Source organism: Marinicella meishanensis (assembly GCF_019931145.1).
GTDB lineage: Bacteria > Pseudomonadota > Gammaproteobacteria > Xanthomonadales > Marinicellaceae > Marinicella > Marinicella meishanensis.
In genome coordinates, this window is record NZ_JAIOUV010000007.1 from 203,535 (window position 1) to 227,780 (window position 24,246).

Annotated in this window: 17 protein-coding genes and 1 tRNA gene; 7 read left to right on the top strand and 11 right to left on the bottom strand. The window is 53.1% G+C overall.

Going from position 1 to position 24,246, the window contains the following annotated elements:
• The first annotated feature begins 52 nt into the window (after positions 1–52).
• A complete protein-coding gene (locus K7G70_RS13205) occupies positions 53–466 on the top strand; it encodes a secondary thiamine-phosphate synthase enzyme YjbQ (protein ID WP_223789127.1) in 414 nt (137 codons plus the stop codon).
• Between the two features lie 158 nt (positions 467–624).
• Positions 625–1,578: a GGDEF domain-containing protein gene (locus K7G70_RS13210; protein WP_223789128.1), complete on the top strand. Its 954-nt coding sequence runs from the start codon at positions 625–627 to the stop codon at positions 1,576–1,578.
• 31 nt (positions 1,579–1,609) lie between these two features.
• Here K7G70_RS13210 and K7G70_RS13215 read toward each other — a convergent pair whose 3' ends face one another.
• Positions 1,610–2,053: a hypothetical protein gene (locus K7G70_RS13215; protein WP_223789129.1), complete on the bottom strand. Its 444-nt coding sequence runs from the start codon at positions 2,051–2,053 to the stop codon at positions 1,610–1,612.
• A 65-nt stretch (positions 2,054–2,118) separates the two neighbouring features.
• Here K7G70_RS13215 and K7G70_RS13220 point away from each other — a divergent pair, with 65 nt between their 5' ends.
• Together K7G70_RS13220 and K7G70_RS13225 are read left to right on the top strand one after the other, a co-directional pair.
• Positions 2,119–3,081, top strand: a complete 963-nt coding sequence (locus K7G70_RS13220) for a patatin-like phospholipase family protein (RefSeq protein ID WP_223789130.1) — start codon at positions 2,119–2,121, stop codon at positions 3,079–3,081.
• A gap of 21 nt (positions 3,082–3,102) precedes the next feature.
• The gene (locus K7G70_RS13225) at positions 3,103–4,356 is read left to right on the top strand and encodes a pepsin-like aspartyl protease (protein ID WP_223789131.1); all 1,254 of its coding nucleotides are present in this window, start codon (positions 3,103–3,105) and stop codon (positions 4,354–4,356) included.
• Between the two features lie 30 nt (positions 4,357–4,386).
• Here the strand turns inward: K7G70_RS13225 and K7G70_RS13230 are convergent, their stop codons facing one another.
• The 6 genes from K7G70_RS13230 to K7G70_RS13255 all read right to left on the bottom strand — a co-directional run bounded on the left by K7G70_RS13230 (position 4,387) and on the right by K7G70_RS13255 (position 10,967).
• Positions 4,387–5,145, bottom strand: coding sequence for a DUF3667 domain-containing protein (locus K7G70_RS13230; protein WP_223789132.1), 759 nt, complete (start codon positions 5,143–5,145; stop codon positions 4,387–4,389).
• A gap of 117 nt (positions 5,146–5,262) precedes the next feature.
• Entirely contained in the window at positions 5,263–7,176 is a 1,914-nt protein-coding gene (locus K7G70_RS13235; protein WP_223789133.1) for a DUF885 domain-containing protein, read from the bottom strand.
• An 86-nt stretch (positions 7,177–7,262) separates the two neighbouring features.
• Complete coding sequence (locus K7G70_RS13240) at positions 7,263–8,555, bottom strand: NCS2 family permease (RefSeq protein ID WP_223789134.1); 1,293 nt, start codon at positions 8,553–8,555, stop codon at positions 7,263–7,265.
• Positions 8,555–8,959 carry a hypothetical protein gene (locus K7G70_RS13245; protein ID WP_223789135.1) on the bottom strand — a complete coding sequence of 135 codons (405 nt, stop codon included), beginning with the start codon at positions 8,957–8,959 and terminating at the stop codon, positions 8,555–8,557. Before K7G70_RS13245 ends, K7G70_RS13240 begins: the two co-directional genes overlap by 1 nt.
• Positions 8,956–10,329 (bottom strand): MATE family efflux transporter, encoded by a 1,374-nt coding sequence (locus K7G70_RS13250; RefSeq protein WP_223789136.1) that lies wholly within the window; start codon positions 10,327–10,329, stop codon positions 8,956–8,958. The genes K7G70_RS13245 and K7G70_RS13250 overlap by 4 nt, the downstream gene beginning before the upstream one ends.
• A gap of 77 nt (positions 10,330–10,406) precedes the next feature.
• Positions 10,407–10,967, bottom strand: coding sequence for a hypothetical protein (locus K7G70_RS13255; protein ID WP_223789137.1), 561 nt, complete (start codon positions 10,965–10,967; stop codon positions 10,407–10,409).
• Between the two features lie 103 nt (positions 10,968–11,070).
• On the opposite strand from K7G70_RS13255, the gene K7G70_RS13260 reads away from it, so the two are divergent.
• Positions 11,071–12,567, top strand: a complete 1,497-nt coding sequence (locus K7G70_RS13260; protein WP_223789138.1) for a CSLREA domain-containing protein — start codon at positions 11,071–11,073, stop codon at positions 12,565–12,567.
• Positions 12,568–12,593: 26 nt separating this feature from the next.
• Entirely contained in the window at positions 12,594–14,651 is a 2,058-nt protein-coding gene (locus tag K7G70_RS13265; protein WP_223789139.1) for an InlB B-repeat-containing protein, read from the top strand.
• A gap of 17 nt (positions 14,652–14,668) precedes the next feature.
• Here the strand turns inward: K7G70_RS13265 and K7G70_RS13270 are convergent, their stop codons facing one another.
• Positions 14,669–15,235 (bottom strand): ECF-type sigma factor, encoded by a 567-nt coding sequence (locus tag K7G70_RS13270; protein WP_223789140.1) that lies wholly within the window; start codon positions 15,233–15,235, stop codon positions 14,669–14,671.
• Complete coding sequence (locus K7G70_RS13275) at positions 15,228–18,113, bottom strand: serine/threonine-protein kinase (RefSeq protein ID WP_223789141.1); 2,886 nt, start codon at positions 18,111–18,113, stop codon at positions 15,228–15,230. Before K7G70_RS13275 ends, K7G70_RS13270 begins: the two co-directional genes overlap by 8 nt.
• Before the next feature lie 251 nt (positions 18,114–18,364).
• Between K7G70_RS13275 and K7G70_RS13280 the strand changes: the two genes are divergently transcribed.
• Positions 18,365–20,269: a trypsin-like serine protease gene (locus tag K7G70_RS13280; protein ID WP_223789142.1), complete on the top strand. Its 1,905-nt coding sequence runs from the start codon at positions 18,365–18,367 to the stop codon at positions 20,267–20,269.
• 411 nt (positions 20,270–20,680) lie between these two features.
• Here the strand turns inward: K7G70_RS13280 and K7G70_RS13285 are convergent, their stop codons facing one another.
• Both K7G70_RS13285 and K7G70_RS13290 read right to left on the bottom strand, forming a co-directional pair.
• Complete coding sequence (locus K7G70_RS13285) at positions 20,681–21,814, bottom strand: slipin family protein (RefSeq protein ID WP_223789143.1); 1,134 nt, start codon at positions 21,812–21,814, stop codon at positions 20,681–20,683.
• Positions 21,815–23,171: 1,357 nt separating this feature from the next.
• A tRNA-Lys gene (locus tag K7G70_RS13290) sits at positions 23,172–23,247 on the bottom strand.
• Between the last annotated feature and the right edge of the window lie 999 nt (positions 23,248–24,246).

A 24,246-nucleotide genomic window follows, 5' to 3' on the forward strand; every position in this document is an offset into this window, starting at 1 on the left:
CCATTTGAAGTTGTTGTGGCCATGATAGGCAGTTTATAGCTGGGATACAAGCATGAAACAATTCAACCTCACCATCCAAACGCCCGGGCGCGGGTATTATTTGATCACCGATCGGATTGAGCAGGCTGTGGCGGAGGCACTGCCAGGGGTTGAGGTGGGTTTGTTGCATGTGTTTTTGCGGCATTCTTCGGCGGGCTTGACCATCAATGAAAATGCCGATCCGACGGTGCGGGAAGATTTCAAGCGCTTTGAAGAGCATTTGGTGCCGCGGGATTTTCCTTTTCACCATGATTATGAGGGTGATGATGACATGCCGGCCCACATCAAGTCGTCGCTGATGGGTTGTCAGCTGAACATTCCGGTCAGTGATGGCCGCCTGGCACTGGGCACCTGGCAAGGCGTGTTTTTGTGTGAACACCGAGATCGTGCCCACCAGCGTCACTTGGTCCTCACATTACAGGATTGAAGCCACCGCAGCTGATTTTTTCTGGCTGATTGTCGGCCATCTGTGCAAAAAAACACCCTGCTGTCATAAAAAAGTTATACTGAAAGGGTGTGTGATGGAATGTGTGGGTGATGGTCAGGGCTAAAAAACTGCTGCAATACCGAGCAAATGAGTACAGCGTGCTGAACAAATCCGCCATGTGGCTGGGCAATGTGGCGCTGTTTTTCATCACCCCTTTTGCCATCAATAATTTCATCAATGGCCGTCTGGATGTGGCCATCGCTTCATTTTTTATCATGGTCATCTTTGCTCTCAACACCATCACCGTGGTGTTTTGGAAGCGGTATTATTCCTGGGTGTCGCTCTTGGTGTTGAGCCCTGCCATCCTGATGTTTTGTTACTATTCCATCCCCAACCAAGGCATCATTGGGGTGTTGTGGAGTTTTCCGGCCTTGGTTTGTTTGTATTATTTGTTGCCGGAAAAACAAGCCTGGGGCGCCAATGTGGTGATCATCGCGCTGTGCACATACCTGGCATTCAACACCTTTGAGCGGGGCTTGGCCATGCGCATATTTGCCACCTTGTCTTTGATCAGCGCCTTCACCGCTGTCAGCATCCGCCAGATCAACAAACAACAAATCGAGCTACACCGCCTGGCGATCACCGATTCCCTGACCGGTTTGTACAACCGTACCCTGTTGCGTGCGGCTTTGGATGAGGTGATCACCCACCACCACAAGCTGTTGGGTGAATGCCATTTGTTGACCCTGGATGTGGATCATTTCAAACGGATCAATGACCAATTCGGCCATGACCAGGGCGATGAAGCCTTGCGAAACATGGCCCATTGCATCCGCGACCACGTCGGCACTCACGGGGTGGTGTTTCGCCACGGCGGTGAAGAATTCATTGCGGTGTTGGAAGACTTGAGTTGGCAAGCCGCCAAAAAACTGGCCGAAGACATTCGCCTGGCGGTGGCGAGCATCGAAGTGTTGCCCGAATTCAAAACCACCTTGTCCATTGGCTTGGCCAGGCTCAAGCCGCAAATGAATCGGATCGACTGGATCCGTGAATCCGACCGCAATCTGTACCTGGCCAAAAACCAGGGACGCAATCAAACGGTGGCCAGCTGATCCCATCCAATATTTTTTGTCGGGGTTTGATTCAGTTTTCAGGAAATGGGTTCAAATCTGGTTCGACGTAGCGTTGGCGGGCGCGGTCGGAAAACAAGCGCTCGTGGCTGTAGTGTGACAGCAAGATTTCGCGGTTCAACAACACCGGATTCTGCTGCAGGAATTCATCGGCCGATTCGCTGGCTGGACCGTGTTGCATGAAGTGCCAAATGGCCCGCAACCAACCTTCAGTCATGGTGGCGTGAAATTTCTTGGGATCCACCCCATGGTGCTGCAAGAAGCCGCGCAAAGTCGCTGGCATTTGTTGGCAAGCCCCGGCAAGGCCAACCTGCACCAAATAGCCATAAGCCACTTTGATGTGCACCGCATGGTTGAACTCGGCCAGTTGTAACTGACGGTTTTCAACCGCAGCCAACAACATCAAATCCTGGGCTACCAGGCAATGGGTGCGGTGGTTTTCGGTGCGGGTGGTCATGCCCCTATTTTAATGTGTTTTGATTGCGGTTAGAATCATTGACTTTGAAAACGACCGATATGGCAATGAAAAAAGCCAAAATTGGCCTGGCGTTGGGCAGTGGCTCAGCGCGTGGCATGTCCCACATTGGGGTGATCAAAGCCTTGCATGCACTGGGCATCGAACCGGACGTGGTGGCTGGCTGTTCAGTGGGTGCGCTGGTGGGGGCCAGTTACGCCACCGACAATTTGGAAAAACTGGAGGACTGGGCCTTGTCGATGAATGAGTCGAAAATTCGCCAATTCCTCAGCTTCAACATCAATGCCTCAGGCTTTGTCAATGCGGTCAAGTTACAAAAATTATTCGAACACACCATCGGCCTGGAATCGCTGACTTTCAAAGACATGCAAAAACCTTTTGGCGCGGTGGCCACCGATCTGAGTTCGGGCAAGGAAGTGTGGCTGCGAGAAGGCTCGGTGCACGATGCTTTGTGGTCATCCATGGCCTTCCCCGGTTTGTTTCCCAGCGTCTTGTTGGACCAACGGTGGCTGGTTGATGGTGGCTTGGTCAATCCGGTACCGGTGACGCTGTGTCGGGCTTTGGGCGCCGACAAAGTCATTGCCGTGAACCTCAATGCCGACATCATCAACTCCTATGAAGTGATTGAGGAAGATGAAGCCCCTGAACACCCAGCCAACGCCATCCAAGCTGATGACGATGACCCCAGCCTGTGGGAAAAAACCAAATCGGGTTTTAAAAAGGCTTTCAAAATGATCAGTGCCGATGGCTCCACCGTCAAAGAGCCGAAAAGCCTGGATGTGATTTCCAATTCCATCCACATCATGTCTTCGCATTTGACCCGCAGCCGCCTGGCCGGTGAGCCACCGGATGTGTTGTTGCAACCCAGGCTCAGTGACGTTGGCTTGTTGCATCTGCACAAGTCCAAAGCCTGCATCGAGGAAGGTCAAGCCTGTGTCGAACGTTTGGCCGAAGAAATCAAATTCAGAATGGGTGAACCCAATGAATCACAAGAACCGAAAGTGCTTTGAACCAATGAGCGGGGGCTGTCCATGAGTGCCGATGAAACAGCCAAGCAAGGGCTGACCTTGCCGATTAATCTGGCCTTGGGCCTGGGTGCTTACACCACCAAATTGTACTTTGGCAGTGAACAAGTGGCCGTCAACGTCATGTTGGACACCGGCAGCAGCACTTTGGCCATCGACCTGGAAAAATACCAGCCAGAAAACGACCAACACCTGCAAACCACCACTTATGCGCAAGATGTGGTGTATGGTTCTGGTGGCTGGGCGGGACCGGTGTTGCGCAGTCAAATCGAATTGGATCACGAGCAAAACGTCGTTTTGAACGACGCCCCTTTTGCCATCACCGCCGACAGCCAACAAGCCAATTTTCAACAAGCCGACGGCATCTGGGGCTTGGCTTATCACCACCTGAACAAAGCCTATGACGTCAGTACTTATTTGCAGACACAAAACCCGGCGTTGGATTCAACCCATCCTTGGCCATTCAGCGTGGCCGATACGCCCAAAGGGATCAAGGCCTTCAGGACCTACCTGCACCAGTTCCCAGAACACGACATCACCCCCCTGTTCACCGACTTTGAAGACCACGGCATCGTGCCCAATCGGTTCAGTTTGATCACCCACCGCTCCATTGAATATGTGCCCCAAGCCGACATGGATTTGGCGGCCCGCGAACAAGAACCGCTGAATCAAGGCGCATTCATCATTGGTGGCGCATTGCCGGCAAGACCCAAACAAACCCTCCAGGTGGTGCATGATGCCTACTACAACACCGAATTGCTTGGCTGTCAGCTTGCTGGCTTTGATTTTTGTGCCGCACCGCCACTCGATGCACAACATGTGAACAGCTTCTTTTCCAATGCCATCATCGATTCAGGCTGCAGTTTCTTGGTCTTGCAAAAAAACCTGTATGCTTATTTCATGGACTGCCTCGAACAAATCGATGCGCGTTTCAAAGACATGACCCAAGCCGCCACCACGGCATTTCAGCAAGGCCAGGATTACCACCCCAAAGCCTTGGATCCTGCACAGTGGCCTGATTTGACCTTGACCTTCAAAGGCCTGGATGGGGAACCGGTGGCGCTGGTGGTGCCGCCCCATTGTTATTGGCAAAACCACGCCCAACGGCCCAACAATTGGATGTTCATGGTGATGAACCAAATGCCGCAGTGGCCAGATCAAACCCTGTGTGGCTTACCGCTGATCAACAACTACCACTGTGTGTTCGACCGCTCACAACAGGGCTTGGGGGTGATTCATTGTTTGCCCAAGCCAAGCTGAGCTGGCTGGCAGTCGGCAGCAAGCCAGCGATCATAAACTGTAAAAAGTGGTGAAAAACAACACCATGCGGTAGATCAGGAAGATCCAATAAATGGCGACCACAAACAACAAAGCCTTGACCGCGGTGATGAGCGTCGAGAATTGATGCACCTGTTTGGAGGCCAGGTGGTAATAAACCCCAAAGGACAGGAACAATAAAATGGAATAAGAGAACTCAAACCATTGGGACAAAGCCTGTGGGCCGGCCATGGGCAACACCACCACCAGCAAACGCTCAAGCAGCGGCGCCAAAGTCGCTTGCAACACCAACATGAAGGCAAACACATGGGTGGCAAACACCCAATGACCCACGGCGCCAAAACGCACCGACCGATTCAAGCCCAACACCACCAAAGCCAGCATGGGGACCATGATGATGACCAATGATTTGGCCTGGATCTCGACGCGGTCATTGAACCGCGCAGCGAACTCACTGGCTGCCTCGCCGGTGCTGTCTAAGCGGTGCTCAACCATTTGTTGGGCCAAGGGTTGGTGCAGGAAGTTGGTGGCCTGGGTGTGGATTTCCAAGGAGGTGGTGAAGGCCGAATAACCCAACAGGCCCGCAACCAAAAAAAACAGGATGTTGGCAAACACCAAAATCTGAAACGGTGTCAGGCGGTGTTGGCGGACACCGGCCAGGTAATCGGCGGTCAGTTGGCCCGGCCGGAACAGCAACAAAGTAAACGATTTCAGGAACTTACCGTCCATTTCTGTCACCGACTCCCAGGCCTGAGAGCCCAAGGTGCGCATGGACAGATCTTCTGGGTTCAGCTGTTTTTCACCGCATTGGTGACAATATGGCCCCAGCAAATCGGCCTGACAGCTGGGGCAAGTTGGCTGCTTTTCTGCCGACACCATCTCAGGGGGTTACTGCACCTGTTGCGCAGCAACCCAGGTATCCACCTTTTCTTCCAACACTGCCATCGGCACCGCACCGCCCAACAACACCAAATCATGGAAGGCTTTGATGTCAAATTGATCGCCCAAGGCTTCCTGGGCTTGTTGGCGCAATTCGACGATTTTGATCATGCCCAATTTGTAACCCAAGGCTTGGCCTGGCCACACCATGTAGCGTTCGATCTCGGCCACCACATCCGAGTCCACGGTACCGGTGGTTTCGGCCATGTATTTGATGGCCTGTTCACGGCTCCATTTTTTGTGGTGCAATCCGGTATCCACCACCAACCGGACAGCGCGGAACAACTCGGCCTTCAGCCGACCCAGATCACCGTATGGATCCCCTTCATACATGCCCATTTCCTTGGCCACCAATTCTGAGTACAAGGCCCAGCCTTCGACATAGGCATTGTATGGTGCAATGCGCCGCACCATGGGCAAGCTGTCTTGTGCCAGATTCAAAGCGATCTGCCAGTGATGGCCGGGATTGGCTTCGTGGTAAGTCAGGGTTTTCAGATCAAACTTGGCATTGGCTTTGATGTCACGCAAGTTGATCCAGTAGATGCCGGGTTGTGAGCCGTCGATTTTTGGTGATGAATACATGCCTCCAGGGGCCGATGCTTGTCGTGCTTTGGGAAACGCCCGCACTTCCACCTCGTAGGGTGGTTTGGTGGCAAACAATTCGGGCATGCGCACATTGATCTCTTCGATGTAGCCATTCAAATCGGCGATCAGCTGGGCGCGGCCGGCTTCCGAGTCCTCATATAAGAACTGGGGGTCGTCATTGATCGCCAACATCCGCTCACCGACGGTGCCCTCGGTGTGACCATTGGCCACCAGGATGGCATCCATTTCGGCCTCGATGCGGGCCACTTCATCCAAGCCCAGTTGGTGGATTTCATCAGGCGACAAGTCGGTGTCACCCAACATCTTCACCGCATCGGCATAATAGGCTGGGCCATTGGGCTGGGCCCAAATGCCCGATTCATCGGTGGCCCGCTCACGCAATTGGCGCAAGGCGTCAATGATCAAACGATAACCGGCATACAAACCACCATTGATGTGTTCAGCGGCTTCTTGCGACATGGCTTCGGCTTGTTCCTTGCCGATGCCTTCAATGGCCAGCACCTGGCTGGTGAAGGTTTTGTACAAAGGATGCTTGGTGGCAGTCGGGGCGATGAAGGCCTCCAAGCCAGCGATGGTCTTGTCAATGATGACTTTGGGCGGTATCCAGCCTTGCTCGGTGTCATGCGACAACTTGGCCATCACGCTTTGTAAAAAGGCATCGTAGCCATCCAATCGTTGCAAATAGTCTTGTGCGTCTTTCAGGCTGTTGATCTTTTGGTTGGACACCATGTAATTGGGCACATCGATCAAGGGCCCGTTGATTTGATTGACCACAAATGGCGACAAGCCCATCCACAAATCGATGTAACCAATGTCAAAGTCTTCATGACCTGAAAAATACCGGTTCAGGTTGATCATCACTTGTTGGTTGTCGCGATCAACTTGGCTGCTCACTTCCATGGCTGCCAACTGGCGGTTGATCTCACGCAGTTTGGCCCGCATTCTGGCCTCGACCACTGGCGCATAATTGTCCAAGCGGTGGTTGTAAGCCCCACCGGCCAAAGATTCATCCACCCCCAACACCGTGGCGTAATGAGGTCTGGCGTGAAACAAGACCGCCGCCGAGCTGTCAAAAATGGCCTGCAGTGGTGGCACCGCCGGCTGTTCTTCGGCGTGATTGGGCAGGCTGGGTTTGGCCAATTCTTGTTTTTCTGTGTCGGCTTGTTTGCTTTCGGCAGGTGGCGTTGCTTGGTCACCACAGGCCACCAGCAGGCCAGCGATGGCGGTTATTAAGACCCCTTGTACAATGGATTTCATGGTTTGATTTATGCGGTTTGAGAAACCCACATCTTAAAGCCACCGGCGTCATTTTTCAAAGATTGCCGGTGGTTCTGGCCAAGTCTTCAGAGCAAAAACACAAAACGCAGGGTGAACAACACGGCAATCACCCACACGCTGATCGGCACTTGCCCAGACTGTCCGGTCAGTGCTTTGATCAAGGCATAGGCAATGAAGCCCACGGCGATGCCATCGGAGATGGAGAAACTGAACGGCATGATCAATGCGGTTAACAACACCGGGATGTATTCACTGGCATCATCCCACGCCACTGAGCGCAATGCAGCCAACATCAACATGGCCACAAACAACAGGGCCGCGGCCGTGGCATACGGCGGGATCATGCCCGCCAATGGAGACAAAAACAAACTGAGCAAAAACAGCAGCGCCACGGTCAAAGCAGTCAGGCCGGTTTGACCACCGGCGGTCACCCCAGCGCCACTTTCGATGTAACTGGTGGTGGTGGACGTGCCGAGCAAGGCCCCGGCCATGGTGGCACCGGAATCGGCCATCATCGCCTGATCGGCCTTGGGCAGGTGGCCGTCTTCATCCAACAACTCGGCTTGTTCGGCCACCGCCACCAAGGTGCCTGAGGTGTCGAACAAGTCGACAAACAGAAAAGCGATGATCACCGGCCACAAGGCCAAGTCCAGGATCACCCCCCACTCCAGTTGCCACCAGGTGGGTGACAGAGACGGTGGCATGGCCACCAAGCCTTGATAGGGCACCAGATCCAACAGCCACGCCAAGGTGGTGACCAGTACAATGCCCATGATGATGGCCGCGTGTTGGCGGTGGTGGTGCAACACCACAATCACCAGAAAGCCGAAAAAAGTTAACAGCACTTCGGCCGATTTGAAATCACCCAAACCCACCAACGTGGCCTCGTTGTTGACGATGATGCCGGCATTTTGTAAGGCAATCATGGCCAGAAACAAACCAATGCCCGCCGCAATCGCGGTTTTCAGCGCCCGGGGCATGGTGTTGATCAACCACTGCCTGAGTTTGAACACACTGAGCAAGAAAAAAATCACCCCCGACCAAAACACACAACCCAAAGCCACTTGCCAGGAATGACCCATGGCCCCCACCACCCCAAAGGTGAAAAACGCATTCAAGCCCATGCCCGGTGCCAGGGCAATTGGGTAATTGGCCAACAAACCCATCAAGGCCGAGCCGATGGCCGCGGCCAGGCAGGTGGCCACGAACACCGCGCCGGCATCCATGCCGGTGGCCGACAGCATGTTGGGGTTGATCACCATGATGTAGGCCATGGCCAAGAAGGTGCTGATCCCGGCCAGGATCTCTTGTTTGACTGAGGTGCGGTGCACGGTCAATTTAAACCAACGATCCAGCATCAGGCCTCCTGCGCCGCGGTCAACAGCTCAACTTGATTCAGGGGCACGCTGACCTGAATGGCGGTGCCGCCGAATTTTCCGGTGAAGAGTAAACGTTCTTGGGCCACCTGCAGGTGGTTGATGGCGGTGGGTGACAGGTTGAATTTCAAGTGTGTTTGGTCCACGGCTTCAATTGGCGGGGTGAATTCGATGGCCGCGACCACTGCTTTGATGCGGGGCTCATGGCCCAGCGCCACTTGCTGCATGTACCCCTGATAAAACCGTTGTTCCAGTTCACTGCCGTGTTGGGCGGCTTGGAGCCCTTGCAAATTCTGCTTTTTCAAAGACCATTGCATCATGCGATTGAACTGGGTGATCACCAGCAAAATCAACAGCAACAGCACCAGTAAAATGTATTCAATCATGGTTCAGCTCCCATCTTCTCCGATGTCTTGGCGTCATCATCCAATAAGATATTAAGGCGTGTTCGGGTGTACCACAAGGCCACCAAAGAACTGGCCAACACAATGCCCACGATGGCCCAAAAAATGGAATACAGGCCATAACCCAGCCCTTCAATCAACACATAAAAGGCACCGATGGGCAAGACCATTTGACGCAGGATGCCAATCACCAAGGGGAACAGCGGTTGTTTGATGGCTTGTAACATGGCATTGGAACAGAACAACAGCATGTAACCATAAAACGCAAAGGCATCGGCCCGGAGGTAATAAACTCCGACATCAATGATGCCCTGGGAGTTGCTGAACTGGGTCATCATCAAGGGTGACAGGAAAATCATGGTGGGAATGAACAACACCGAGACCAAAGCGGCCACTTTCAATGACTTGTGGTAGATTTCTTTGACCCGTTCGAGGTTGCCCGCACCGTAATTCTGGCCCACCAAGGCCATCACCGCGGCGTTCAAACCCAAGGCCGGCATCAACAACAATTGCTCAATGCGGATGCCCACCGAATAACCGGCCACCGGATCGTCGCCAAATTGGGCAATGAAATAGATGGTGATGAACCCGCCAATGATGATGGTCAACATGTTCATGCTGGCCGGCATGATTTGTGCCAGCAGTTGGCGCCAATGATCCAGGTTGAAGGCGGGTTTGGAACCGGTGCCGACCTCATTTTTCAGCACCACCCACAAGTAGGCGGCCGAGCCGGCCTTGATGATCAGGGTGGACCAGGCCAAACCCGCCACGCCCAGATCCAACACAAAAATGAACAAAGGGTTGAGCAACCAGTTGGCGACAAAGCCCACCATCAGCACATTGCGGTAGCTGGTGGTGTTGCCATGGGCAATCAGGGCGCCGGCGAAACAACTGGTGAGGTTGAAAAACACATTACCAATCAGGATGATGAAGGTGTAATCCCAAGCCATGCCGATGATTTGTTCATCGTCACTGAGCTGGTGCAACAAATCCAAGGCAAACAACCACCCCAACAACAAAATCAACAAGGACAAGAACCAAGTGATGCCATGGGAGCAGTTGATCCAGGCAATCACTTGTTGGCGGTTGTTGCTGCCCACATCGGCGGCCACCATCGCCGAGGTGCCGCTTTGCAAACCCATGCCCAAGGCCAAAAACAAGGCAAACACAATGCTGGCAATGGACAAACCCGACAAGGCCACATCGGAAATCTGACCGGCAAACCAGTTGTCGGTGAGGTTGTATAAGGTGTTGAACACCATGCCCAAAGCCGCTGGTAATCCGATGCGCCACATGTGGCGGTAAATGGAACCTTGGGTCAGGTCCCGGTCAGTGGCGTTGGCATGGGTCATGAGGAAGAAATTACTGTTGTGAAAAAACCATTCATTCTAGCAGAAGGTGAACCACTGAAGGCAGCCTCTGCCGCTTCTTACTGTGGCTTTCTATTCCGATACCACTCCATGATCAGATGGGCCGATTGCTGGGCTGAAAACACACCCGTATCAAGCACCAGGTCAGGATCACAAAAGCGTGGGAATTCAAAACAGCCCTCGGCTTTGAGTTGTTGATACAAGTCTGAATCGGTGAGTTTGCCAAATTGTTGGCGGCTGGGAGCACCCATCCGCGCCAACAACGGCCCCTCATCACAACGCAACTCGATGAAATGCACCTGCCCACCCTGCTCGGTGATGCGAGCCACCATGGCAGTCAATAAGGCTGGATCAACGGTGTTCTCTGGATTGAAGGTAAAAATGAATGACCGGTTATGCTCAGCCGCCACCGAGAAGGCCTCCAACCACATTTGCGCCCGCAACTGGATGAATCCTGGGCCACCAAAATCAAACAGTGACTTGACCGCATCCACCACCAAATGGTTGTGAAACAAAGGCCAGCCCATGGCCTCACTGACCTGCTGGCCAATGGTGTACTTGCCGGCCGCTGCCGGACCATAGATGAACAACACTTCCATCGCCACATTGTGGGCGGTCAAACCGTGCCTTGACCAGATATTTTTAAAAAAATTTCACCGCCTCTGTCCGCATTGGCGAATTTTCTTGTTTAGCTGAATGAGCATTCATTTCAGGAGATACATTATGCGCAAGCAAACATTCACATTCATGCTTTTGGGGCTGACCGCCTTGGACCTCTGCCAAGGGGCCATGGCGGCCACCATCCAAGTCAACAGCACCGCCAATGTGCAGGCCGATGACGGCCAGTGCACCCTCAGGGAGGCCATTGTGTCCAGCAACCTGGATCAGGTTTCCGGTGCCATGGCCGGCGAATGTGCTGCCGGTGACTCAGCCGAGGACGTCATTGAGTTTTCAAGCTTACCAACACCGGCTTTGATTGATGTCAGTGCTTTGAACTTACCCGACATCACCGATGGCTTGGAACTGCTGGGACCTGGCAGTGAGTTGTTGACCATACAGGGCGGCAACACCCATCCGGTTTTCGTGTCGCAAAGCCCTTTGGTGGTGGCCAATGTAACCATCACCGCTGGAGGCTTTTTTGGCGCTGGGGTGCGCATGGAAACCGCCCATGACTTGACCTTAAAAAACTGTGAATTTGCCGACCACACCCCATCCAACGGCGGTGGGACGGTGACGATGTTGGGGGGAGAAAATGGACCCAAATTGATGGTTGAGAATTGTCTGTTCACCAACAACATACAAACCAATGGTGGTGGTGCCGCCATCTCACTGCGATCCAATGACTCCAATGCGGGGCTGGAGGCCGAAATCATCAACAGCCAGTTCATCAACAACCAAACCAGTGGGAGGGCTGCGGCGATCAGCCTGTTCACAGGTTTTGAAAACACCATCCATTTGTCCATCACGGACAGTTTATTCATGGGCAATGTGGCTGGCACCGACGGCGGCGCCATATTCAGCAATCAAAACGGTATCGTGCTGTTGGTGAAAAATTCGGCCTTCATCAACAACCAAGCCGGCGAAGATGGCGGAGCCATTCAAGTCACCAATGCCACCACGGTGTTGGTTAACAACACCATTGCCAACAATTCAGCCGGTGGTTTTGGGGGCGGTTTGTATTTGAGCGCCTTCAACCCAGATGTGGCATTGCTGATTAATAACACCATCACCGGTAACAGCGCCAATGAAAACGACAATGGCAGTTTTTCAGGTGGCATCCACGCCTTTGGCTTGGTTCATGTCGGTCATTCCGTGCTGGCTGAAAACACCACGGCATTTGCTGGTGAATCACCGAACTGTTTTGGCGACATCACCTCGTTGGGACACAATTTGGTGGGTGATGTGGCAGACTGCGACTGGATCAGTGACCCCAGCGACTTGTTGGGAGACTCCAGTGGCATGGGTGTGTTGGACCCGCAACTGGAGGCCTTGGCCGACAATGGCGGTCCCACCCCCTCCCGGCTGCCCATGAGTGACAGTCCGCTGGTGGATGCGATTGATCCAGCGGTTTGCCTGGACGAAGAAAACCAACCCCTATTGGTCGATCAGCGGGGGACAGCCAGGCCCCAAGACAGCGATGGTGATGGCACCAGCGCTTGCGACATCGGCGCCGTTGAATTGGTCTTTGATGACCTGATTTTTGCCAGCACATTCGAGTAAACCCATTGACCATTTGCGGAGTTCCCATGAAAAAAAATCCATATGTCATTGCCTTGCTGTGCTTGTTGAGTGCGGCACTTGATGCCGCCCAAATCACCGTTGACACCGATGAGTTCAGTCCCAGTAACAACGGCAACTGTGCGTTCACCGAAGCCATCTTATCGGCCAGTTTTGATTTGGCATTTGATCAATGTGTCGCCGGGGCCGGTGATGATGTCATCAACTTTGTACCGGTTTTGTTTGATAACCCGGTGAATTCGTTGGTGCTCAATGTCACCGAAGCCATTCCGGTGTTTCAAGACAGCCTGGACATTCAGGTGCCGGCCGGTAAATCCTTGTCCTTGTTGGGCACCCAACAAGACCGTCTGCTGGACGTGGCCTTGAATCCTGGCAAGCATTTCACCCTCAACAACACCCTGCTGTCCATGGGCCAAGCCAGCACCCCTGGCGGTGCCATGCAATTCTCAGGCCAAGCCAGTCAGATCAATCTGACCGGGGTGGTGTTCACCAACAACCACTCAGATGCCGACGGTGGCGCCATTGGTTTTGCCCGCAACACCGCGGTCAACACCCAGCTGAACATCACCGCTGCCGACTTCAACCACAACAGCAGTGGAGATCGGGGTGGTGCCATTTTTACCAGCGAACAGGTGACCCTGAATTTGACCGCCAGTCAACTGAGTTTTAACAGCGCTTTGTCCTCAGGTGGCGCCTTGCGTTTATCGCATGATGCCCACATTGATGACGTGTGGTTTGAACAGAACGTGGCCAGTGCCGGCGGTGCGGTGTATTCTGATGAACGTGATCTGAGCCTCACCAACAGTGTTTTGACCCACAACCAGGCCACTGGCGCCGGTGGCGCGGTGTACAAGTCAGCACCGTTCAATGAAACCCAGGACAGTTTAATCATGCACCGCAATTCCGTGTTGCACAACAGCGCCACCGGCACTGCGGGGGTGGTTTTGTTCTACGTCAACCTGGATGCCAGCAACAACCTGATCGCGCACAATGCATCGACCGAGAAAGTCGGCGGGTTGCAGTTGTTTTTACTGAACGCCAATGACGGTGACCACCAGGTCCATCTGGTTGGCAACACCTTTTATCACAACACCAGCGAAGGCGCCGATGCCTCAGCCGCTGGGGATTTGGATGTGTTCTTTTCAGCCGGCCAATCCAGTTTCTATGGCAACGCCGTGATCAGCACTGAGCAGACAAATTTCATTGCTTTATGTGACCTGAACCGCACCAACCAGGTCAACGCCCAACACAACCTCAGCAACCTGTCCACCGGCTGTTTGATTGGTAGTGACAACCAAATCTTGGCGGCGGCCAACACCGAACCACAAGCCACCAGTGCTGGCCTGCACCCAACAGAAATCGTGCCATTGCCTGGCAGCCCCCTGATTGATGCTTGGGCTGGGGCCGATTGTGTGGACCCGAATGGGATGGACATTGACTTGGATTTGACTGGTGACCGGCGGCTGTTTGGGGTGATTTATGACGGTGATGCCGATGGTCAGCGCGACTGTGACATCGGTGCGACCGAAGTCTATGAAGCGGCTTTGATCGACGTGACGGTGATCGGATCTGGTGCCGTCAGCAGCCAGCCGGCTGGCCTCAGTTGTACCGACCAATGTTCACAAGCCTTTGCCATTGGCACCGAATTGACCCTCACCGCGGCGCCCAGTTTGGGCCAGGTTTTTGTGGGTTGGGGTGGCGATGAATGCAGTGGCACCGATCCGTGTAGTTTCACCGTGTCTGAGACCAGTTCAGTGGTCGCCGAGTTTCAAGCCGAACCCACCCATGTCGTCACTGTGGAAAAAACCGGCGCTGGTCAGGCCACGGTGACCAGCTCACCATCGGCCATCGATTGTGGCAACCTTTGCGCAGGCAATTTCCCGTCTTTTTCGGCCGTGACCCTCACCGCCAATCCTGCACCCGGGCATGTACTGGTCGGTTGGACCGGCTGCATGGGTAATGGCAACCAATGTGTGATTCCGGTGCTCACTGAAGACACCACCGTCACTTTGGAAATTGATGACCCCGATGTCATCTTCATAAGCAATTTTGAAGATGACCCATGATCACCCCGTTGATTGGGTCAGGTCAAATGCATGGCCAACATGAGTTTGGCCTTGACCCAATCCCTTCTGACGGTGCGGTCGCTGATCGCCAACAGTTCTGCCACCTGCGCCTCAGTCAATCCGGCGAAATAAATCAACACGAACACCTGCTCCAAGCGCGGTTCGTGCGCCTTCAAAGATTGTAAACCCTGATCCAACTGCAACAGCCATTCAACTGAGGGCGTTGGGCCATGCCCTGACCCATGTATGGCACTGTCATAGGTGTTGACTCCTTCATGTTGGCGCTTTTGGGCTTGCTTCTTTTTGGCCTCATTGATCAGCAAATGCCGCATGGCCAAGGCTGCCACGGCCATGAAGTGGTTTTTGTTGTTGAATTGCATGCCACCTTGGTGCATTTTTTCCCAGGCTTCATGCACCAGACCGGTGGTGTTGATGGTGTGAGACATGATTTTTTGGCGCTGACCACGCGCCAGCTTTTTCAGGTCCAAATAAACCATTTGCACCAACTGGTCCAAAGCGGCTTGATTGCCGTCTTGTGCTTGCACCAACAAGGCCGTGATGTCCGCCGTTGGCTGCTCAGTCATGACCATCCTCCGCCACAACCGGTTGGGCGTTGTTGAGCACTTGGAGCAAGCATGCATCGATCGATGCGGGCGCTTGGGGCGCCACAAAAAATCGCACCAATTCGGCAAAATCTTGTGGCACTTCACTGTGCGCGGTGTACAGTTCGCAGGCGCGGGTTATGGCCGCCAAACCTTCGGTCTGCCAGGGGCCTGAATCAATGTCAAGTTGTTGGTTGATGGTCATCAATTCTGTCAGATTTTCCGCCCGAATGCGCCAGCCGGCGGCAAAATCAGGCGACTGCTGCACCGTGGTGGTGTATTCCTGATTGGCCAATTCAAATGCCTGTTGGGCCGCTGCCAGGCGCCCATGGTGGCGGTGGTGACGGGCCCAAGTTCGGTGACAATGCGCGGTCATGTAGTGCCAAGCATAACTGGGCAACAGGGCATTGGCTTGTTGATAAGCATCAATGGCCACCTCGACCCATTGGCTGATGTCCGGCTGGGTCAGTCCGCGATCAGCCAAGGTGTAAGAAATGTCGCCCAAATTGGCCCAATTATAAGCATCATTCGGATCCAGGCTCACCGATTGTTCGGCATAGGCCTGCGCCTCAGCCAACAGTGCTTGTTTGGCTTCATCACTGAGCGCTTGATTGGATTCACCGGTGATTTTGATCAAGCCCACCACCAACAGAGACAAGACATCCAAGTGCTCGGGTTTAAGCGCATGGGCGGCTCTGGCATGATCGACCATCTGCATGGAGTGCTCGATGGATGGCAGGCCCAAATCACTTTGCCAACTGCTCCAATGACCATGAACCTCGGCCAAGGAAACCAATACATTCAGTTGGCCGGGTAACAAGGCATTGGCCTGTTCACACGCCGCCTTGGCTTGCTTGAGCTTGTCCTCATAACTGGTCTCGGCATTGTCAATGCTGACGTGTAGCTGGGTATTCAACAGTTCACAATACAAGGCGTGGTTTTGTAAGTCACTGCGGCCAATCTCCAAGGCCTGCTGTAGCAAGCCTTGGGCCTGTCGGTAGGCAGCCAATGCCGCTTTGAACTGACCATCAATGGTCAAGATTTTGCCTTGCGTGAGGTGTGCCTCAGCCCCCAGGCGCAAGGCTTCATAGAGACCGGGATTCTCAGCAAATGCCTGCTGGGCCAAGGTAATTGCTTGCGCATGATCCTCTTGCAAAAAGGCCAGATAAGCTTTCAAATAAGTGGCTTGTTGGGCTTCATCGATGTTGACAGACAGTTTGACTTGGGCCGGCTGCAAAAATTGTTGGCGCCAGCGCTCGACGGTTGCCTCGCGGGCGGCGGCATCCCTGATTAAGTGGGCTTCACTGCGCTTCAGCTCCCAGTTCATGGCCAAGGCCAGTCCATATTGAATTTCAGTGGTGGGGTTGCTGAAGCCAGATTCAGCGGCTTGGGCAAAGGCCACAACGGCCTTGGCCGGTTGGTTCAACAGCCAATGGGCTTGGCCCATGGCCGCATACACCGGGCCATTCATGGCACCGTCTTCGATGGTCGCTGACAAATTGCTTAGCTGTTGTTTGATCTGGCTGTACTTCGGCGCCAGGCTGTGATGCGGTAACAAGTGCTCTTCTCGCACCGATTGTTCCATTTGTTTGCTGACCAGGGCATATTCTTGCACCACTTGAGCGAATTGTTGCGAGCGCCAACGTTCGGTCACCAACAACCAGGCCCCGCCCACCAGCAACACCAACACGCTGGCACCCAAAGCACTGACCAAGGGATGTTTCTTGATTTTTTTTTGCATCCTTTGCCACCCATTGAGGCGTCGGGCACGCACCGGATCACCGGCCAAATAGGCCTTCAAATCCGCCACCAAGTGCGGCACCGAAGGGTATCGATCGGCCGGGTCTTTGGCCAAACATTGCTCAATGATGGCCACCAAATCGGCCCGCAGTTGCGAACCGGGAATCGTCGGTGGGGCTTCTTTCAGCACCTTGTAATTGGTTTCGGTGATTGAATCGGCCGCAAACGGATGCCGACGGGTCATTAATTGATACAAAATGACCCCCAATGCAAACACATCACTGCGACCATCCAGGCGCGGTGATTCAGCTGCTTCACCAGCCCCATCTGGGCAACCCAAGATTTGTTCTGGTGACATGTAACCCGGCGTGCCTATGATTTGGCCAGTGCCGGTCATGGGGCTGGCGTCCAACTGCGGCAGCTGGATGGTGGCGATGCCAAAATCCAACACCTTCGGCTGGCCCAAATGTTCCGCGGTGTCAATCCAAATGTTGGCCGGTTTCAAATCCCGATGAATGATGCCCTTGCTGTGGGCATATGCGATGGCTTCGCACACCATAATGAACAAGGACAAACAGGCCTCAACCGAACAGTTTTGTTGTTCGCAATGGGTGTTGATGTTGACCCCTGAAACAAACTCCATGGCAAACCATGGCCGGTTGTTGTCAGTCATGCCGGCATCATACAAGGTGGCGATGTGGGGATGCGACAGTTGGGCGAGAATTTGACGTTCCCGCTTGAATCGCTGCACCATGGACTCGGTGATCAAGCCTTCGGATAATATCTTTAAGGCCACCTGCTTATCAAATTGGCCATCGGCCCGTTCGGCCAAATACACTTCCCCCATGCCGCCATCGGCCAGCCGTTCCAACACCCGGTAGTGGCCCACTTGTGATCCGGCAGGTAGGGCACCCAAAGGTGCCACTGAGTCGGCCAACAAGCCAGTCAAACCGCCCGGGTCACTTACGAGCTGAAGCTGCTGCCGGACGGCCGCGGCTTCGGCTGCGGACATTCCCTCAAGAAACTGCTCAACCAAGGTCTCCAAGTCGGCATCCGGATCCGCGGCACAGGCGGCATCAATCAACGCTTCCAGTTGTTGCCAATTTGACCGTTCAGCCATGTGCCCTCCTGATCGCAGCGGTGTGGCATGGGTTGACTTGTGACACGGCGGTGAACATTGGATTCATTTGATTCAGCGGTTGCTGGCTTGGCTCGAAGGCAAAACCCTAATTTACCACGTTGAGCGACCAACTCAACAGCCACCAAGGTCGTCGATGTTCAATTATGTGACTTATTTTGTGTTGTTAGGGCGTGCATCGGCATTGATAACCCCAAGAACCGCCATTTTGAACCCAGATTGAGGAGATGAAGATGAAGATATTACCACTGATGATGTTTTTGGTTTGGCAACAAGCCGTTGCCAATGACGTCCCATTCTCTGCGGCTGACATCCGATACCTGACGCCAGAATTGCAAGCGGACACGCACAGTGACGACGAGAGCAACCACCCCGAGCAAAGGCGAGTCATGCTGTTTGATCTGAACCACCAAACCGATCAAAGCTGGCCTGCCAGCCCACCGCCCAAGCGGCTGCCTGATGACGCACCGATCACGGGTTTGCAGGTGACCGATTCAATGATTGATCACCTTTCAACACATCCGGCCATGGGCCAGCCGACACCACCCACCCAAGCTTTGGGCACCACGGCTTATCCACTCAGTTCCATTGTCAAAATCATTGCCCGCTACCGGGTTAATGGAGATGATTTTTGGGGCGGCTGCAGCGGCTTCATGGCGAGCAACTTTCACGTGGTCACCGCTGGCCACTGCATATACAGCTTTGATCCCAATGGTGATGGCGACACCAGCGATCGCAGATCAGCGGACGAAGTGTGGGTTTATCCCGGGCAGACCGATTGGGTGCTGCCCGAGCAATGCGGCATCAGCTTGTGTGCCGACTGGCCTTTTGGTTTGGCCAAAGCGGTGGCTTTGCGCTCTTACAGTGGCTGGACCGAGGACCAAAACTACGACCATGATTGGGGCGTGATCACATTGGACCGGATTGTGGGGCATTACACCGGTGCCATGGGGCGCAGCAGCGATGTGCCAGATTCGGTGAATTACAGCGGTTATCCGAGTGAAGAACCCTATGTACCGGCCGGTGTGAATGTGCAATACAAGGGCTACGATGAAGACAACGTAACCAACCACAATGGCCACATCATGGCCCTGTTCGCGGCGATTTATGGGGGTCACAGCGGCGGCCCTGTGTGGCGCTATGCCAACAACCAACGTCATGTGGTCGGCATCATCTCCAACGGCAATCGCGTCGACAACACCCATGTAGTCAGACTGACCGCGGGCAAAAGAAGTGACTTGAACAGTTGGATTGCACAGGATGTGACCCTGTACCCGCCACAGGCGGCTGGTGAATTAATCGAGTACCTGTATGATCGCGACCCACACAAAAGCATTGATAAAAACACCGTCGGCAAAAACGAGGTGTTGACCTTTGATTACAGCATCCAAAACATGGGCTTTGCCGACATCACCCGCAACATCCAAATCGCCTTTTACGCCACCGACGACCCGATCACCTGGGACGCCATCACCGACCAAGACAACCCATTGAATCCATTTGAATTCCTGCTGGACGAAGTGGTGACTGGGGTGGATTTCACCCCCGGTTACATCCGCCATCTCAGCACCAGCATCTTCATTCCTGACACCCTGCCCGCTGGTGATTACAACCTGGCCATCACCTATCAAACCATCGGCGAATACCCAGCTGATCTGAATTGTTACGGCTCCGAATGCAGCAACAAAATCCTGCTACCGGGGTTCCCACTGACCGTTGCCGAGTGCACCTCCGACATCTGGGAAGACGACAACACCCTGGCCACCGCCACGGTCACCCCTGATGGCAACAGCCGCCTGCGTTCCATTTGCACCGTCGGTGATGTCGATCATGTCGGTGTCGACCTCAGCGACGACGAATACATGACCGTCACCTTTGAAACCACCGGTCCAACCGGCGACACCTTGTTAACCTTGCTGGATAACGAGGGGGCAGTGATCGCCGTGGATGACGACAATGGGGTGAATCAATTCTCCAAAATCACCCGCCAATGCTTACCCGCCGGCACCTATTTCCTGCGGGTCGAAGAACACGGCAACGACGCCATCATTGACCGCTACGACCTGAACGGCACAGTCGGTGAATGCGAAAACCTGATTTTCAAAAACACCTTTGAAGCACCGATCGTGAACCCGTGAGGTCTTGGCAATTACAGATACACAAATAAACCTCAAATCACCCACTGGAGCACCGACTTCAGCCGGTGACATGGTCAGGAGCCAAGCCGCAGCCATTATCTTTGTTGCCGATCAGTGGTTGCTCACCCTGTCTCATTTTCATGCTTTGATAGCAACCCATCGCCGACTGAAGTCGGCGCTCCAAGGAAGGGAAGTACCAAACATATAAAAATATCATCCCGACCGAATGCAATGGGTGGTGGGATCTCTGAAGCGAATTGAGATCCCTGGCCTACATGGATGTAGGTCTGCCGCGTGAGCAGGACGCGGAAGCGGCCAGCTGCGCTCCGGATGACAGGTTTTTCTGTTGCTGAAAAACGCACAAAAAAACCCACAACACCAAAGGTGCTGTGGGTCACAGGTGGACTAACACTAAACGTTGAGTTTAATGTTGTCTTTGGTCAAGCCTTCCAAACCACCGAATACGGTGATGTTGTTGACTTTGTCGGCCACTTTTTCCAAAGTTTCCAACTCTTTCAAGCGGCGCAAGGTGTCGCTTTGATCCATCAACTTTGCGGTGTTCAACAAAGAGCGGGTCGCAGCGGTTTCTTCGCGGCGTTTGATGATGTTGGCTTTGGCGGCTTTTTCGGCCTCAACCACTTGATTCAAAATGGTTTTCATCTCGCCAGGCAAGATGATGTCTTTGACCCCCACTTCGATCAAGGTCAAGCCGAAATCAGCCACTTTTTTGGCCACAAAACCACGCACAAAGGTGTCGATGGCTTCTTTGTCAGCCAACAAAGCGTCCAAAACTTGGGTACCAATGGCTTTGCGCAAGGCCAACTGCAAGGCGTTGTACAAGAAGTCATTGTGGTTCGCCAACTCAGTCACGGCAGTCACCGCGTCGGTGACTTTGAAGGTGGCAGACAAGTTCACCCGCAAGCTCACTTTGTCTTTGGTCAAGATTTCCTGACCGGCCACTTCCATGGTTTGGGCCCGGGTTTCGACCACGGCCACATCCACGGACTGGTTGAAGTTCCAAAAACCGTATTTACCGGCTTTCAACACCCGTTGCAATTGACCGTCGATGAACAACAGGCCCACTTGTTGGTTGACCACTTCTTTGATCACCAAACCTTTGCTCAAGACAGAAGCCTTGGCGGCTTTGGCCAACACATTCATGTCTTTGACAGACACTTCGACTTGTTCAGTGACATTGATGCGTTTCACCTCCACTTTCGCAGCGGTGTTCCAAAACCATTTTTCACTTTGGGGTTTGATCAAATCAGTGAACTGACCATCCACGTGAATCAAAGCCACCTCATTCTCGTCGGTGCTGATCACGGTGTAATGTTCTTTGCACAAGCTGGCTTTGTTTCGCAACAAAACTTTGACATCTTTCTGGGTGATTTCAGTGGCGGTGATGTCGAACAAGCGCACTTTCAAGCGATTGCCGAAATCCCAAAACTGGTGTACACCCGCAGTCAACACGGCTTCCAATTGGCGGTCTCGAAACAACAAAGCCCGTTCGTTGTCTGCCACCACGATTCTTTTTCTAAAAATCATTTCCTTATCCTGTGCAAATAAAGTCTGCACACACTAGTTAAACTCAGTCATTCAATTCAAACCTCGTCTGTTAAAAAATGCCCTTATGGGCTCATGTCAATTGGATTCATCGAATCCGATGCCGATGCCAGGACCCCCTGACACCGGCCAAGCTTCCTTTCTCTCGCCTACCGACCACTGTCACCAAGCCTTCTTGGCCACAGCATTCCTTCGCTCTCTTACCTACCGCACCACCGCAGGCCTTCCTGCGCTGGCTGTTCAGGTCATGTGGAATTGAATCCACCCATCACCTGAAACACCACAGTTCACTGAGTTCATCGAAGTGACCATCCCAGATCACCACCAGCCATTCTCTGGCTGCGACAGGCTCAGCCACCTGATCCTAAAGGTCACTGAGCGCATCGAAGTGATCATCACTGATCACCACCAGCCATTCCCTGGCTGCGACAGGCTCAGCCACCTGATCCTAAAGGTCACTGAGCGCATCGAAGTGATCATCACTGATCACCACAAACCATTCCCTGGCTGCAACAGGCTCAGCCACCTGTTACTTAAGGTCACTGAGCTCGTCGAAGTGATCATCATTGATCACCACCAACCATTCCCTGGCTGCGACAGGCTCAGCCACCTGTTACTTAAGGTCACTGAACTCATCGAAGTGATCATCATTGATCACCACCAACCATTCCCTGGCTGCGACAGGCTCAGCCACCTTGTATTCAGATCACTGAGCTTGTCGAAGTGCACAGTGATCTGATCAGCCTCTGCATGGGTCTGGGTCTTTGACATAAAGTGTTGAGTGGCTGAAGGTCAAGGCAGTGAACGTGATTAATAGCACCGCCATTGATTCAGTTCACTAACGCCGAAATTCAGCACCGAGATTCAGCAAATTCAACTTTTTGTCATGATCCACGACCCATAAAGAGGCCGATAAAATATAGAAAGTCAATCTCACGACGGTACAGTGGCCATGGGTGGGTTGTGCCGCTTCCACCGAGTCAGGTCACCACTCCATTCCCTGTGTGTTCGATACGTCCTAAAAGGCCTGAGCCCTGGTTGTATCGTGGTGACCGTCACCGGTTTCTCGATTCATGTCTTGTGGACTGAACCGCGACCCAATGCACCCATGGCGTGTCAGGGGTTTACCTCCTTGTTTTTGAGTTGCCTCAAACCAGGTTGGGATGAACACCCCAACCCAGGACCACTGACCTGCGCCGTCGCTGTTGGTTAACGACCTTGTTATGACCGCGTGTTGTGCAGCCACGGGCTTCTCGCCCACCCAACTGAGACTGACCTGAGACATTTAAAGACCTTCTCATGTCTTGCGTTAAAGGGGCTTTCGCCCTTGCCTTTCGGCTGGTTTTTTGAGCAGGAGTCGAACCTGCGACCCGCAAATCAAAATTTTGCTGCTCTACCAACTGAGCTATCAAAAGTTAGAGTGGGATTCGAACCCACGTATATAAAATAAACAGTTTTCAAGACTGTCGCCTTTGACCACTTGGCTATCTAACGCATCCAATCACCAAGTGCAGTGTATTCAATATATCTGTGCTGTGAGTGAGCCATAAAACTGTCAGCTGTTAGGCGTGCTTATACAGGAATGGTTTATCCCCTTCCAAGAAAACACAACAACACAGATGGCTGTTTTATGGTTCACCCGAAGGGAATCATCCTCGTGCCTTGATCCTGCGTTATCATTTTCACTAAGGACTAAGGCCATTAGCTTCAAACGATGCCTTGCCTCAAGGCACGAGATTAATTCTCACAATACAGATATATTGAATACACTGCACTGACATACACACCAACACAGTTGGCAGCACCGGCCTGCCATGCAGAGACAGGTCCATGAGGTGAATCGAATTCTTTTTAAAGGTCACTGAGCTTGTCGAAGTGATCATCACTGGTCACCACCAGCCATTCCCTGGCTGCGACAGGCTCAGCCACCTGTTCTTTTTAAAATGTATGTGGCAGTTGTTTGGGGCAAAAAAAAACCCGCTGGCATGGCCAATCGGGTTTTCAACGTAGATTCCTGAAAGGCCGTCAATGCCTTTCAAGTTGTTTGAAAGGCATCAAATCAACTGCATACCGCGCAGCACGAACGAGTCTTCACTCGGACATGTCGCTGGTTTGTTTATGTTGAAATAATGTAAATTCATGTTTATTCTTTTCCGTTCATGGCGCCCAAATTTTTGGGCCCGTTTTCAATAATGGGATCGCATTCTACGTCTGTGAAATTCAGAGTCAAGAAAAAATTAACATTTTTTTAACGAACTCCGTCGGAGGACGGGGTCCAGATACGAAAATCAGCCGGGAGCCAGTTAAAATAAGACGGGGTCCAATTGCTTTCTCTAAACACCATACAACCCCATAAAATACCGCACAAGAAACATGGTATTAATCATTGAATTAATGGGCTTATATTTGGCATG

Coding starts and splice junctions, on each gene's coding strand:
- K7G70_RS13265 (WP_223789139.1), top strand. CDS start 12,594: ATGAAAAAAAATCCATATGTCATTGCCTTGCTGTGCTTGTTGAGTGCG.
- K7G70_RS13250 (WP_223789136.1), bottom strand. CDS start 10,329: ATGACCCATGCCAACGCCACTGACCGGGACCTGACCCAAGGTTCCATT.
- K7G70_RS13280 (WP_223789142.1), top strand. CDS start 18,365: ATGAAGATATTACCACTGATGATGTTTTTGGTTTGGCAACAAGCCGTT.
- K7G70_RS13245 (WP_223789135.1), bottom strand. CDS start 8,959: ATGATTGAATACATTTTACTGGTGCTGTTGCTGTTGATTTTGCTGGTG.
- K7G70_RS13270 (WP_223789140.1), bottom strand. CDS start 15,235: ATGACTGAGCAGCCAACGGCGGACATCACGGCCTTGTTGGTGCAAGCA.
- K7G70_RS13215 (WP_223789129.1), bottom strand. CDS start 2,053: ATGACCACCCGCACCGAAAACCACCGCACCCATTGCCTGGTAGCCCAG.
- K7G70_RS13285 (WP_223789143.1), bottom strand. CDS start 21,814: ATGATTTTTAGAAAAAGAATCGTGGTGGCAGACAACGAACGGGCTTTG.
- K7G70_RS13220 (WP_223789130.1), top strand. CDS start 2,119: ATGAAAAAAGCCAAAATTGGCCTGGCGTTGGGCAGTGGCTCAGCGCGT.
- K7G70_RS13260 (WP_223789138.1), top strand. CDS start 11,071: ATGCGCAAGCAAACATTCACATTCATGCTTTTGGGGCTGACCGCCTTG.
- K7G70_RS13275 (WP_223789141.1), bottom strand. CDS start 18,113: ATGGCTGAACGGTCAAATTGGCAACAACTGGAAGCGTTGATTGATGCC.
- K7G70_RS13230 (WP_223789132.1), bottom strand. CDS start 5,145: ATGCGCACCTTGGGCTCTCAGGCCTGGGAGTCGGTGACAGAAATGGAC.
- K7G70_RS13205 (WP_223789127.1), top strand. CDS start 53: ATGAAACAATTCAACCTCACCATCCAAACGCCCGGGCGCGGGTATTAT.
- K7G70_RS13225 (WP_223789131.1), top strand. CDS start 3,103: ATGAGTGCCGATGAAACAGCCAAGCAAGGGCTGACCTTGCCGATTAAT.
- K7G70_RS13240 (WP_223789134.1), bottom strand. CDS start 8,555: ATGCTGGATCGTTGGTTTAAATTGACCGTGCACCGCACCTCAGTCAAA.
- K7G70_RS13235 (WP_223789133.1), bottom strand. CDS start 7,176: ATGAAATCCATTGTACAAGGGGTCTTAATAACCGCCATCGCTGGCCTG.